The organism is Streptomyces sp. ADI96-02 (assembly GCF_003846185.1).
Lineage (GTDB): Bacteria > Actinomycetota > Actinomycetes > Streptomycetales > Streptomycetaceae > Streptomyces.
Genome location: NZ_ML123034.1, coordinates 5,873,376 through 5,885,228, shown reverse-complemented (window position 1 = coordinate 5,885,228; position 11,853 = coordinate 5,873,376). Strand labels below are relative to the sequence as shown.

Here is an 11,853-nt window from a genome sequence, read left to right as displayed (position 1 = left end):
GCTCATCCCCACCGACCGTATCGCCGCGGACCAGCCCGTACTACTCACAGAAGCACAAGCAGCACGGCATGAATGTCCAGGTCGTCGCACGCCCGGACGGCACCCCACTGCGGTTCTCCCGCGCGACACCGGACCGCACGCACGACCTGACCGCGGCCCGCGCGCACGGCATCGTCCAAGCCTGCCTCACCCGGCAGATCCTGGTCCTGGCCGACCGGGCCTACCAGGGTGCCGGCGCGCCACCTTCCGCACCCCCTACTACCACCACAACGAACAGCCCGAGCACTACCAGCAGTTCAACCGTGACCATGCCCGGCTGCGAGCTCCGGGAGAACGCGCCTTCGCACAGCTGAAGTCCTGGCGGCTGTTACGGCGAGCCCGACCTGCGACTATTCAGGATGAAAGAGGTTCAGTGAGCTTCTTCGAGTTGGCCACCGATCGGGTGATGGGCCGGGAACGCAACGGGCGAGGCCCTCGAGCAGTTGATCGAGGGCCCCACGCCTCAATCACGTTGCCCGGGGGCCTCGTTGGTCATCCATCCTGCCGCACTCGACCTACCGCATGTGCTCGTGAGTGAACCGTTCCGGCTTCTCTGCCGCTTCGTTGTGAGCCATCAGAGAGGATGAGACACGTGCCCAAGAAGATTGACGCAGCTCTTCGTAGCCAAGCCGTGAGGCTGGTGACAGAGCTCGTTCGGAGTAGTCGTCCGCGCGGGCACTGCACACCCAGGTCGCCGACTCGCTCGGTGTCTCCCGGAGTCCGTGGGTGATGCAGTACGAAATCGACGTCGGCCAGGTCGCGGGCGCGACCAGCGATGATCGTGAGGAACTGCGTCGGCTGCGTGCGGAGAAAAAGCGGCTTCGCGAGGTGAACGAGGTGCTGAAGTCCGCGATGATTTTTCTTCGCGGGAAGACTCAACGTCCGAAACCGCTGATCGTGGCGTTCACAGATCAGACGAGCGTTGCCGGGTATGCCGCCAGCCCCACGCGACTCCGGCCGTGTCAGCGGAAATCTCCGGAGACCCCGACGCTTCCACCGCGGCCTGCTCAACGCGATGCAACTGTCCGCCCTGTCCGGGTGTGGCGGCCCCCACAGGACTGATCACAAACCGCGTCGCTCCCTCAGGGCCTTGTTCGGCTCGCCTGGGCTCGAGCGGAGGTGAACGAAGTGCGGGCCCGGGCCCAACGCCGTGGCGAGTTGGGCGCCGTGCCAGCTGAAGGGAACCAGCCAGTGTGTGCTCCGGCGGGAGCGACCTGCTTGCGCTGCTCCACGGTGTAGCCGAGTCCGTCCTGCTTGTCCGCCTGCCAGCCGGGCATCGGCTCGGCTGACCAGGGCAGAGCCCGTACGTACTCGGACTGGGCTTAGAGGATGTCTCACGTGGCGAGCTTGGCGAGTCTCTTGTAGCAGGTGAGGGCTGCGGCGAGGCCGAGAAAGGCGAGGAAGTGGCTGCCTTTTCGTTCGTACCGGACAGTGAGGCGTCGGTATCCGAAGAGCCAGGAGATCGACCGCTCCTACATGATCATCGACGGGGCTGACACCGGACGCATTCTCAGGTCGCTGGACTTGCTCCCTGCAGTGCCAGCGAGGCTGACTCTGTTCGAGTGACGGGCTCAATGTTCGCAACGCACGTGGCTCCCGTGCTTCGGAAGGTGTCGTACGGCTTGGACGACGGGCCTTAGCTGCAGGCCCTGCGCACGGGCCATGAGGTGACGTGCTCCGGCCCCGCCTCGCTCCCCTACCTCAAGTCGAACCGATAAGGGCGTCCGTCAGTCGTTGGAGTCCTCTCCACGTGATGAGTCATCGGGAACAGGTGGATGGCCGTAATCCACCTGTATCGGTGCCTGGACCGAACGACTTTGTCAGTAGAGGGCGGGGATGACGGTGGAGCCGTAGGCGTCGATGGTGCCCTCGCGATTGTCGTGCATGTCGTAGAGGGCGAACTGGTCCACGCCGAGGTCGCGCAAGTGCTGGAGCTTCTCGACATGAGCCTCGGCGGGGCCCAGGAGGCAGAAACGGTCGACGATTTCGTCGGGGACGAAGTCGGTATCGGGGTTGTCAGCGCGGCCGTGGTGGGAGTAGTCGTAGCCCTGCCGGTCCTTGATGTACACCGTCAGCTCCTCGGGGACCATCGAGGAGTGTTCGCCGTACTTGGCGACCAGGTCGGCGACGTGGTTGCCGACCATCCCGCCGAACCAGCGGCACTGATCGCGGGCATGGGCCAGCGCCTGCTGGGAGTTGTCCGCGGTGACGTACGCCGGGGCAGCGACACAAATGGTGAGGGCATCGGGGTCGCGGCCCGCGTCCACGGCGGCCTGCCGGACGGTCTTGATCATCCACTCCGTCAGGAACGGGTCGGCGAGCTGGAGGATGAACCCGTCGGCCTTCTGCCCGGCCAGGGCCAGGGCCTTGGGCCCGTACGCCGCCATCCACACCGGCAGCCGCCCGTCCTTCACCCACGGGATCTGCAGCGGCTGCCCGTCGACCGTCGCCTCCCGGCCCTCGGCGAGGTCCCGGATGACGTCGATGGCCTCGCCAAGACGGGCCAGGGTGTTGGGCCGGCGGCCCGCGACGCGCATCGCGGAGTCGCCGCGCCCGATGCCGCACACCGTGCGGTTGCCGTACATGTCGTTGAGGGTCGCGAAGGTGGAGGCGGTGACCTCCCACGTTCGTGTCCCCGGGTTGGTCACCATCGGGCCGACATGCAACTTGGTGGTGTGTTCGAGGATCTGGCTGTAGATGACGAAGGGGTCCTGCCACAGCACGGCCGAGTCGAAGGTCCAGCCGTAACGGAAACCGTTGCGCTCCGCCCGGCGCATCAGCCCGACGACCTGCGAGGCGGGCGGGTCGGTCTGCAGGACGAGTCCGAAGTCCACGCGGAACCTCCAAAATTCGAGTCGATAGACGACAAGACCCCGGGACACTCAGCCCAGGTACTGGCAAAGACCACGCGGCAGGAACGCCCCGTGCCCCGCATGACCCACGTACTTCCGCTGATCCAGCACCGCCTCACCCCGTGAGAGGACGGTCTCGACCTGGCCGGTCACCGTCTTCCCTTCATACGCCGAGTAGTCGACGTTCATGTGGTGGGTCTCGGCCGACAGCACCTGCGTGGCATGCGGGTCATAGATGACAATGTCCGCGTCCGCACCGGGGCTGATGGTGCCCTTTCGCGGATAGAGGCCGAACATCCGGGCCGGGGACGCGCACGCGATCTCGATCCAGCGGCGCCGGGAGATGTGCCCGTCCACCACCGCCTGGTGGAGCAGGTCCATCCGGTTCTCCACCCCCGGCAGTCCGTTGGGGATCTTCGAGAAGTCTCCCCGGCCCAGATCCTTCTGACCAGAGAAGCAGAACGGGCAGTGGTCGGTGGAGACCACCTGAAGGTCATTCGTGCGCAGGCCCCGCCACAATGCCGCCTGGTGCTCCTTCGGCCGCAGCGGCGTGCTGCACACATACTTGGCACCCCCGAAGTCCGGCTCCGCCAGGTTGTCCGTCGACAGGAACAGGTACTGCGGGCAGGTCTCACCAAAGACCGGCAACCCCATGTCCCTCGCCGCCGCCAGCTCCGCCACCGCCTCCTCCGCGGACACGTGCACGACATACAGCGGGGAGCCCGCGACCCGGGCCAGCTGGATCGCCCGGTGCGTCGCCTCCGCCTCCAGCAGCGCCCTACGGACCTCCCCGTGGTACCGGGGATCGGTCTCACCCCGAGCCAGAGCCTGTTCCACCAGGACGTCGATCGCGATGCCGTTCTCCGCGTGCATCATGATCAGCCCGCCCGTATCGCCGGCCACCTGCATCGCCCGCAGGATCTGGCCGTCGTCCGAATAGAAGACACCCGGATACGCCATAAACAATTTGAACGAGGAAACACCGATCTCGACCAGCTTCGGCATCTCCCGCAGCGTCGCCTCGTTCACGTCCGACATGATCATGTGGAACGCGTAATCGATCGCGCAGTTCCCATCCGCCTTCTCCATCCAGGCATCCAGACCAGCCCGCAGCGCCTGCCCCTTCGCCTGCACCGCGAAATCGACGATCGTCGTCGTCCCGCCCCACGCCGCCGCCCGCGTCCCCGTCTCAAACGTATCCGAAGCGAACGTGCCGCCGAACGGCAGCTCCATATGCGTGTGCGCGTCGACCCCACCCGGAATCACGTACTTCTGCGACGCGTCGATCACCCGCTCCGCCACCCACTCCTGCGTACCCGGTGCCGCCAACGCCACCACCCGGCCATGCTCGATCAGCACATCCGCATGCACCTCGTCCGCGGCCGTGATCACAAGACCACCAGTAATCAGAGTCCGAGTCATTTCCCAGCCTTCCCTTCACACCGACCACCGACCAGCCCACCACCAACACGGGCCGGGGCCACGCCCCGGCCCGCCGGCCCCCTCACACCGCCACCCCGCACGACACACCGCCTACTCCGCTAGAAAACCCCTGGTCACGCGACCGAACGAAACCCTTGAAGGAGGTGATCCCCTCGGCGACGAGGAGGTCCATCTCCTTGAGGGTGGAGGGGTTCACGTCCGCGAGGATCATGTGGAAGGCGTAGTCGACGGCGCACTTGCCGTCGGCCTTGGCGTACCAGGCGTCCAGCCCCTGGCACAGGCCGCCGCCCATGCTCTGGATCGCGAAGTCGACGATGGTGGTGGTGCCGCCCCAGGCCGCCGCCCGGGTCCCCGTCGCGAAGGTGTCGGCGGCGTACGTGCCGCCGAGCGGCATCTCCATGTGGGTGTGGGCGTCGACGCCGCCCGGGATGACGTACTTGCCGGTGGCGTCGATCCGGCGGTCGGCGCTCCAGCCCTCGGCGGCGTCGGTGCCGTGGGCGGCGAGCGCGACGACGCGTCCGCCCTCGACGAGTACGTCGGCGTGGATCTCGTCGGACGCGGTGATGACCAGACCACCGTGGATGACGGTGCGGCTCATGTACCTCTCCTCGACTGCGGTCGAACGGTTCCACGCGCGCGGGCGGGCGGGGTGCGTGGAGAAGGACGTGGATCACGGTGCGCGTGGATCACGGTGCGCGTGGATCACGGTGCGCATGGCCGGGTGCGGGCGGGCCCCGGGCCTCGGGCTCAGGGCTGGGGCCCCGGGCTGGGGGCTTCGGGATCGCCTCCCGGGGCGGCGGACACCCGGTGCCGGATGTCCGCCGCACGGTGCCGCTCGGTGCCGGACGCCGGGTCAGACCGCCGCGTGCAGCGCCTCCCCGAGGATCGCTGCGCCCTCCTCGGCCTCGGCCACGGTCAGGGTCAGCGGCGGCGCGATCCGCAGCACGCTGGTGTTGTGGCCGCCGCCCTTGCCGATGAGCAGCCCGCCCTCGCGGGCCGCCTCCAGCACGGCGGTAGCGGCCTCCGGATGGGCCTCGTCCGTGCCGGGCCTCACCAGCTCAAGGCCGATCATCAGCCCCCGGCCGCGCACTTCGCGCACGGCGGCCGAGCCGGCGGCGACGCCCCGGAGCCGTTCGACCAGGAGCCCGCCGACGCGCCGCGCGTTGCCCTGGAGGTCGTTCTCCAGGTGGTACGAGAGGTTGGCGAGCCCGGCGGCCATGGTGACCGGCGAACCGCCGAACGTCGAGATGGAGTTGGCGTCGAGGCAGTTCATCACCTCGGCCCGGGCCACGACTCCGCCGATCGACATGCCGTTGCCGATGCCCTTGGCGAAGGTGAGCATGTCCGGCGGTCCGTGCTCGGCGTGCGCCTGCCAGCCCCAGAAGTGGTCGCCGGTGCGGCCCCAGCCCGTCTGGACCTCGTCCGAGATCCACAGGACGCCGTGCCGGTCCAGCACCTCGCGGAACGCGGCGAAGAGTCCGTCGGGCGGCGAGGTGAAGCCGCCGACGCCCTGGATCGGCTCCGCGATCAGGGCCGCGGCGTCCCGGGTGTGGCCGAGCAGGTCCTCCAGGTCCGCCACGCAGGCCCGGATGAACCGCGCGTCGCTCAGCTCGGCGTACGGCCCCCGGGTGCGGACGCCGCCGTGGACGTACAGCGTCTGCAAGGGGGACAGGCTCGTCGGCGACCAGCCGCGGTTGCCGGTGATCGAGACCGCCGAGAAGGAGCGGCCGTGGTAGCTGTTGCGCATCGCGAGGATCTGGTTGGAGCGGCGGTACGCGGTGGCGAGCAGCAGCGCGGTGTCGTTCGCCTCGGTGCCGGAGGTGGTGAAGAAGACCCGCGCGTCGGGGATGCCGGAGAGGGCGGCGACGCGTTCGGCCAGCTCCACCATCGGACGGTTGAGGTAGAGGGTGGAGGAGTGGATGATCCGCCCGGCCTGCTCGGCGACCGCCTTGGTCACCTCGGGCAGGGCGTGGGCGGTCATGGTGGTGAGGATGCCGCCGAAGAAGTCGAGGTAGCGGTTGCCCTCGGCGTCCCAGACGTGCCGGCCCTCGCCGTGGGTGAGCTCCAGCGGGTGGCGGTAGTACAGGGACAGCCAGTCGGGGCTGACGGCGAGATGGCGCTCGTGGAGGCCGGTCACGGCTGCACCAGCCCGTCGTAGGCGTCGGGGCGGCGGTCCCGGTAGAACGCCCACTGCTGCCGGACCTCCTCGATCAGGCCGAAGTCGAGGTCGCGGACGAGGAGTTCCTCCTCCTTGTCGTCGGCGACGTCCCCGACGAACTGACCGCGCGGATCGACGAAGTAGCTGGTGCCGTAGAAGTCGTTGTCGCCGTACTCCTCCTGGCCGACCCGGTTGATCGCGGCGACGAAGTACTCGTTGGCGACGGCGGACGCCGGCTGTTCCAGCTGCCACAGGTGGCCGGAGAGGCCGCGCGAGGTGGCGGACGGGTTGTAGACCAACTGCGCACCGTTGATGCCCAGTTGCCGCCATCCTTCGGGGAAGTGCCGGTCGTAGCAGATGTAGACGCCGACCTTGCCGACGGCGGTGTCGAAGACGGGCCAGCCGACGTTGCCGGGCTTGAAGTAGTACTTCTCCCAGAAGCCCTTGACCTGCGGGATGTGGTGCTTGCGGTACTTGCCGAGATACGAGCCGTCGGCGTCGATCACGGCGGCGGTGTTGTAGTAGAAGCCGGACTGCTCGACCTCGAAGACCGGGACGACGATCACCATGCCGGTCTCGCGGGCGAGGTCCCGCATCCGGCGGATGGTCGGCCCGTCCGGGACCGGCTCGGCCCACCGGTAGTGCTCGGGTTCCTGGACCTGGCAGAAGTAGGGGGCGTTGAACACCTCCTGGAACCCGATGATCTGCGCCCCCTGACGGGCTGCCTCGCGCGCATGGTCCTCATGCTTGGCGATCATGGATTCGGTGTCGCCGGTCCAGGTCGCCTGGACGAGTGCGGCGCGTACGACGTGGGACACGATCTGCTCCTTCGACGCGGCGTCAGAGCCTCTACGTTTCTACGCACGTAGACAGGTGCTGGATGGAGAACGTAAGCCCCGCGGCACGGCGGGGCAAGACCATCGCCGTGAACCGGCTGAGTCGATCATGTTTCGCACCCGAGCGGTCCACAACGGCCGCCCCGCTCCTCAACCCGGCCGGAAAGGCCGTACGCCGCAGCCTCCCGCGCGGCGACCGGCCCGGCCCCTCACACCTCCGGCACGCCTGCCACCCGCAGCGCGCGCACCAGGTCCCACGCGCGCCCCTCCGACACCTCGCGGGCCGCCGGGAGGAGGTGCGGCAGGACGCCGGGGCCGCCGCACCGCGCGACCGAGGCCGCCTCCTCGGGCGTACGCACCCGGACGTAGGCGCGCAGCAGGGCGCGCGCCTCGTGCTCCCGCCCGGCGTCCGCCAGGGCGAGCACCGCGTCGGCCACCTCGGCGGCGGGCCGGGACACGCCCTGGCGCAGCAGCAGCCCGCAGTCGTCGTCGCGGCCCGCGGCGGACAGTGCCGCCGCCACCGCGGCGAACCCTGTGGGCGGCAGTGAGGACGCCTCCCAGAGCAGGGTCGTCCAGTCGGCGGACAGGCCCGCGCGGGACAGGGCGACCGCGAGCACCGGCAGCCGGTCCGCCGGCCAGGACGCCACCTCGCAGAGCACCACGTGGGCCTCGCCGCCGCGGCCCTCCCGGCGCAGCCGGACCAGTCGGGCGACCGCCGCCGCGACCTCCTCGGCGGCGGCCGGGTCCAGCCGGGCGGGCGCGGGACCGAGCTGCTCCCTGCTCTCCCCCGCCGCACCGCCGCCGAACCGGGCGCCGCGCGGGGCCGAGGCGCCCGACGGGGCGGTGGCGGGCAGTACGGGATGGGGTCCGGGCCGGTGAGCGGCCTCGCCCTCGTCCGGCTCCAGTCCGGCGAACCGGGCGCCGCGCGGCTTCTTCCGCCGGGCCGGGGGTGCCGCCGTCGGGCCGGAGCCCCGGCGGCCGTCGGGCCCCGGGGGCTCCGTCCGCGCGGTGGGTCCGCCAGGCGGCTCCGCGGCGGAGCCGGCGGTACGGGGCCCTGCGGCCGGCGCCGTCACGGCGGCCAGCCGCCCGCGCAGTTCCGCGCAGCGGGCGGTGGCGCGTTCATGGTCGTCGCGGGCCCAGGCCGCGGCGTCGGGCCGGAACGGGCCTCCGCCCGGCTCCGCCGCCGTACGCAGCCGCTCCGCCGCCCCGGCCTGCTCCCGGATCATCAACTCCAGTCGGCGCACGAGCTCCTGGCGTCCGCCGGGCCGCCGGTCGTGGGCGGCGACGGACGCCGCGTACAGGGCCGCGGCCGGTACGGAGACCTGCTCGGCGCAGCGTGGTCCGTGCAGCGCGGCGAGGTCCGCGAGCAGCGACTCCACCACGTCCCAGGGCGGTATCTCCGCCCCCTCCAGGCAGGCCCGCATGCCTGCGGGATCACGCCGGGTGAAGACCCCGTACCATCCGCGCCCCGGGTCCAGGCGTGCCGTCAGTTCCCGCAGGCACGGCGCGAACGCACCTGCCTCCGCCGCATTCCGCTGCACCGTCATCGTCGTCCTCGCCGACCGTCGACCGGGACCTTCCGGTCAGGCAGGCATTGGACCGCAGTCGTGTTACGGGACGGCTACGGGCGGCTTTCGGGCGCGCTGCGCCCTCGGCACGTCGTGCGCGGGCCCGCTCACGGCACCGCTCAGGGCACCGCTCAGAACGTGACCGCGATCCCGGTGTGCGGACGCTTACCGAGCCGGGCGACCGTCGCGGGCCAGTCGATGATCCAGAACTTCCAGGTGTACTTGCGGGCGAGCAGCTTGCGCACCGCGCGGGTGCCGTCCGCGTCGAGAAGCCGGGCCCGGCCCTCGGCGCTCGCCGCGCCTTCGGCGATCCGTCCGCGCACATCGCACACGGTGACCACGACCCGGCTGTCGTTGCGCAGCCGCTTGACCTTCCACGAGTCGGTCCGGGTCCAGACGTAGAGGACGCCACCGTCGGCCGCGGCCCAGACGGGCGTGGAGACGGACGTGCCGTTCTTCCGGTACGTGGTCAGGCTGACGTATTCACTGCGGGCGAAGTCCTGGAGAGTCACGGGCGCGACCTTACGCGCCGCCGCCGGCAAGCGGGAAGGCAGGCCGGCGACGGCGCGCCCCGCTCAGTTCCCGCCGCTCGGGCGCACCACCATCGCCGAGCCCCCGCCCCGGCGCACCTTCTCCGCCGCCGCGAGCCACCGCCCGTCCGGCAGCCGCTGCACTCCGGTGGCGGCCCCGATCTCCGGGTTCTGCTTGAAGACGTGGCCGAACGCCTCCAGCCGGGCGCGCAGCGGGCTGTTCCACAGATCCGGTTCGATCTCCGTCGTCGCCGCGTTGCGCTGGCTGGCGCGCGGCGCGGCGATCGCGTCGACGAGCGGAAGTCCCCGGTCGAGGTGACCGGTCAGCGACTGGAGCACGGTCGTGATGATCGTGGCCCCGCCCGGCGAGCCGAGGGCCAGCACCGGCCTGCCGTTCTGGAGCACGATGGTCGGCGAGATCGACGAGCGCGGTCGCTTGCCCGGCCCCGGGAGGTTCGGGTCGTGCACCGCCGGGTTGGCCGGGGCGAAGGAGAAGTCGGTCAGTTCGTTGTTGAGCAGGAAGCCGCGCCCCGGCACCGTGATGCCGCTGCCGCCGGTCGACTCGATGGTCAGGGTGTAGGCGACGACGTTGCCCCACTTGTCGGCGGTCGTCAGGTGCGTGGTGTTCTCGCCCTCGAACGTCGTCGGCGCGGCCGTGCCGCCGCTCCCGCACCGGACCGGCTTGCGCGGGTCGCCCGGCGCCAGCGGGCTCTTCAGCGCCTCGCCGTCCTTGATGAGGCACTCGCGCGCGTCGGCGAAGCGCTGGCTCAGCAGTTCGCGCGTCGGCACGTCCTCGAACGCGGGGTCGCCGACCCAGCGTCCCCGGTCGGCGAACGCGATCCGGCTCGCCTCGATCAGCCGGTGCAGGTACTGGACCTGGTCCACCCGCGAGAGGTCGGTGGACTCCAGGATGTTGAGCGCTTCGCCCACGCTCGTGCCGCCGGAGGAGGACGGCGCCATGCCGTACACGTCCAGGCCGCGGTAGCCGACCTTCGTCGGGTCCCGGCGCAGGGTCCGGTAGGAGGCGAGGTCGGCGCGGCCCAGATCACCGGGCCTGACCACCCGGTCGGCGTCCGGGTCGACGGGCGGCGTGCGGACCGTGCGGACGATGTCGTCCGCCAGCCGGCCCCGGTACAGCTCGCCCATCCCCTTGCGGCCCAGCTCCGCGTACGTACGGGCCAGGTCGGGGTTCGTGAACACCGAGCCCACCACCGGGAGTTCGCCGCCGGGCAGGAACAGCTCGGCGGAGGCCGGGAAGTCCGCGAACCGTGCCTGGTTGGCCGCCGTCTGGGAACGGAAGGTGCCGTCCACGACGAAGCCCTCGCGGGCCAGGCGTTCGGCCGGCTTCAGCAGCGTGCGCAGGGACTTGCTGCCCCACGCGTCCAGGGCCCGCTCCCAGGTCGCGGGGGTGCCGGGTGTGCCGACGCCGAGTCCGCTGGTCACCGCCTCCTCGAACGGGACCGGTGTGCCGTTCTCCAGGAAGAGGGAGGAGTCCGCGCTGCGCGGCGCGGTCTCGCGGCCGTCGATCGTCCGCACGGTGCGCGTCTCGGCGTCGTAGTGGACGAAGAAGCCGCCGCCGCCGATGCCCGCCGAGTAGGGCTCGGTGACACCGAGCGCCGCCGCGGTCGCGACGGCCGCGTCGACGGCGTTGCCGCCCCGGCGCAGCACGTCGATGCCGGCTGCCGTGGCATCCGGGTCGACGCTGGACACCGCGCCCCCGTAGCCCACCGCCACCGGGGACTTGGGCGGCACAGGATGCCGGGCGGGCGGCGCGGCGGAGCCCGCCGGGGCGGCTGCCCCGAGCGAGACGACCACCGCGAAGGCGGCCAACAGCGACGTGTTCCGACCGACGGAACGGCGCATATGTGTACCTCCAGTCAACGAATCTCCGCCGCAGGGTAGCCCTGGAGTACCCGGCTCGTCAGGACCGCCTCGAACGGACACCCGGACCACCGCTGACATGTGCGCCCATAGCGGACGACGTGCCCGCCATCGGGCAGGGCATGCCGGTGGCCGGAATCGGCGCATCGCCGGGCAGGCTCGCGCACCCGGGCCGGCGCCTCGCTGAGCCGTACCGGCCGTCGAAGGGTCCCGAGCCTCGAACGGGGAGAGCCTACGAGGCGAAATCCAGCTACTGGAGATCTCAGGGTGTTTCCATAGGGTCTCCTCTGGTATCCGCAGGTTCTCCTGGGTCTAGCCGTTCTCTAACTCCTACGGAGGCCCTGATGTCTGCTCGTCGCCTTTCTCCTGGTCACCGCGTTGTGTCGTCGTGTGTGGCGGTTGCGGTGGGGGTGTCGTTGCCGTGGGTGGCGGGGGTGGGTTTCGCTTCTGCGGCGTCGTCGGGCGCTTCGAGTGCGTCGTCGTCGGGTGGGGGTTCGCTGGCCGCGGCGATGGGGTCGCTGGGTGGTGCCGTGGACGAGCGGAGGG

At 70.6% G+C, this 11,853-nt stretch carries 8 protein-coding genes and 3 pseudogenes; 2 read left to right on the top strand and 9 right to left on the bottom strand.

Going from position 1 to position 11,853, the window contains the following annotated elements:
- A pseudogene (locus EES43_RS25850) lies at positions 1-391 on the top strand (transposase family protein); the annotation flags it as partial.
- 374 nt (positions 392-765) lie between these two features.
- Positions 766-1,101 carry a hypothetical protein gene (locus tag EES43_RS30820; RefSeq protein ID WP_164493275.1) on the top strand — a complete coding sequence of 112 codons (336 nt, stop codon included), beginning with the start codon at positions 766-768 and terminating at the stop codon, positions 1,099-1,101.
- A 272-nt stretch (positions 1,102-1,373) separates the two neighbouring features.
- Here EES43_RS30820 and EES43_RS31585 read toward each other — a convergent pair.
- The 9 genes and pseudogenes from EES43_RS31585 to ggt form a co-directional block, all read right to left on the bottom strand.
- Positions 1,374-1,511 (bottom strand): annotated as a pseudogene (locus tag EES43_RS31585) (IS5/IS1182 family transposase); the annotation flags it as partial.
- A gap of 348 nt (positions 1,512-1,859) precedes the next feature.
- Positions 1,860-2,873: a TIGR03842 family LLM class F420-dependent oxidoreductase gene (locus tag EES43_RS25840; RefSeq protein WP_124270965.1), complete on the bottom strand. Its 1,014-nt coding sequence runs from the start codon at positions 2,871-2,873 to the stop codon at positions 1,860-1,862.
- Between the two features lie 48 nt (positions 2,874-2,921).
- Positions 2,922-4,313: a dihydropyrimidinase gene (gene hydA / locus EES43_RS25835; RefSeq protein WP_124270964.1), complete on the bottom strand. Its 1,392-nt coding sequence runs from the start codon at positions 4,311-4,313 to the stop codon at positions 2,922-2,924.
- 145 nt (positions 4,314-4,458) lie between these two features.
- A pseudogene (locus EES43_RS25830) lies at positions 4,459-4,932 on the bottom strand (amidohydrolase family protein); the annotation flags it as partial.
- Positions 4,933-5,187: 255 nt separating this feature from the next.
- On the bottom strand, positions 5,188-6,471 hold the full coding sequence (locus tag EES43_RS25825; RefSeq protein WP_124270963.1) for an aspartate aminotransferase family protein: 1,284 nt from the start codon (positions 6,469-6,471) through the stop codon (positions 5,188-5,190).
- Positions 6,468-7,310, bottom strand: coding sequence for a nitrilase-related carbon-nitrogen hydrolase (locus EES43_RS25820; protein ID WP_124270962.1), 843 nt, complete (start codon positions 7,308-7,310; stop codon positions 6,468-6,470). The genes EES43_RS25825 and EES43_RS25820 overlap by 4 nt, the downstream gene beginning before the upstream one ends.
- Positions 7,311-7,537: 227 nt before the next feature.
- A complete protein-coding gene (locus EES43_RS25815; protein ID WP_124270961.1) occupies positions 7,538-8,875 on the bottom strand; it encodes a hypothetical protein in 1,338 nt (445 codons plus the stop codon).
- Between the two features lie 152 nt (positions 8,876-9,027).
- Complete coding sequence (locus EES43_RS25810) at positions 9,028-9,408, bottom strand: PPOX class F420-dependent oxidoreductase (protein WP_124270960.1); 381 nt, start codon at positions 9,406-9,408, stop codon at positions 9,028-9,030.
- 63 nt (positions 9,409-9,471) lie between these two features.
- Complete coding sequence (ggt, locus tag EES43_RS25805; protein WP_124270959.1) at positions 9,472-11,289, bottom strand: gamma-glutamyltransferase; 1,818 nt, start codon at positions 11,287-11,289, stop codon at positions 9,472-9,474.
- Positions 11,290-11,853: the final 564 nt, after the last annotated feature.